General features: G+C 39.6%; 1 protein-coding gene. It reads left to right on the forward strand.

The genetic code is table 11. The features are described from left to right. Positions 1 to 309 precede the first annotated feature (309 nt). Positions 310 to 1512: an IS110 family RNA-guided transposase gene (locus tag QEZ38_RS09660; protein WP_281335780.1), complete on the forward strand. Its 1203-nt coding sequence runs from the start codon at positions 310 to 312 to the stop codon at positions 1510 to 1512. Positions 1513 to 1577 lie beyond the last annotated feature (65 nt).

A 1577-nucleotide genomic window follows, 5' to 3' on the forward strand; every position in this document is an offset into this window, starting at 1 on the left:
GGCTCTATAATATTTGTAGTGGGTAAATCCCCTATAGATATTATGGAACCTATTTTTGTGTAGAAAACATACTAAGATTAGTAGTGAGAAAATCTCCGACGGGAGAGAGTACTCACTACTTTTTCTTTATGTTAAAGTAGAGGTGTCTTGTAAAGTCGTAGGGCTCTTTGGCGCTAGACGTCGCTTGACAAACTGGCAAGACACCTGTTTTAGGTGGAATTTGATCAAAGTATGTGGGACGCTAGACGTCGCGTATTGAAAATAAAATCACTAAAACACGGAATTATTCAAGACAAAAGAGGTAATATCATGCGTACAGTATTTGGGATTGATGTGAGTAAGGCAAGTTCTGAGGTGGCAATTTTAGTCAACGGTGAAAAGATTCATGGATACACTATGCTCAATGACGCCATTGGCTTCAATCGTCTTTTGAATGACTTGAAAACTGTTCATAATCCTGAGATTATATTTGAAGCTACTGGTGTCTATTCTCGGCGTCTTCGAGCCTTTCTTGAGGAATACGGCTACGCTTATACACAGCTGAATCCTCTGGAAGCTAAGAAGCAACTGGACAGTCTGCGAGTTCGTAAAACAGACAAAATTGACGCTGAAAAGTTGGCTCATTCTCAGTTTATACTCAATCGTAAACCAACTTATGCGCAGGAAGAAGTTTATCAACACCTGCGTGATTTAAGCCGTTTCTATCAAAATCTTACAGAAGACATTGTTAGAGCTAAAAACCGTCTACACAAGGTCTTACAAGTCACCTTTCCTGAATTGGAAAATCTCTTATCCACACCAACTGGAGAGCAATATGGGAATTTAGTGATGGCTTTTCCATGCAAAGAGTTTGTATTAAACCTATCTCAAAATAAATTGTGTAAGATTATCCGTCAATCTACCTCCAAACGAATCTCTGAAAAGCGTATTGCTTATCTGACTGATAAACTTATAAAACTCGCTAAACAATCTTTTTGTGCGGTCAAGAAAATCTCCCCAATGCTTGAAGAGGTTCGTTACTATGCTCAAGAATTGCTTCGTCTTTCTGAGCACAGACAGGTTGTCTTAGACGACATGGTAGCTCTAGCTCAGCCTTTACCAGAGTATGACATCTTACGATCGATTCCTGGCATCGCAGAAACCACAGCGACATCTATCATTGGCGAATTGGGAGATATTCGTCGCTTTCAGTCTACCAATCAAATCAACGCTTTTATTGGCATTGACCTGAGACACTATGAATCTGGGAACTTTCTCGCCAAGGAACACATTACTAAGCGAGGTAATCCCTATGCCAGAAAAATCTTGTTCAAGTGCATTCATAACATCGCTTCAGCTAGTCATACCAATCCCTGCCATATCGCCGACTTTTATGAGAAACGAAAAAGACAATCGACAATAGCTTCAACCAAGCCACATGCGATTGCCTCTATACATCGTCTCATTCGAACAATGTATTACCTCATTACGCATAACAAACTTTACGATTACTCTTTGACCCAAAATCGATAAGGTCATCTATGCCGTATTATTATAACACCTTGTTTCAAAAAATACCAGATGAGGTGTTTTTTAGC

Origin of the sequence: Streptococcus taonis (assembly GCF_029948085.1) — a bacterium.
In the GTDB taxonomy this organism is placed as follows: Bacteria; Bacillota; Bacilli; order Lactobacillales; family Streptococcaceae; genus Streptococcus; species Streptococcus taonis.

Excerpts from the sequence above, each read along its gene's own strand:
- QEZ38_RS09660 (WP_281335780.1), top strand. The coding sequence starts at position 310 with ATGCGTACAGTATTTGGGATTGATGTGAGTAAGGCAAGTTCTGAGGTG.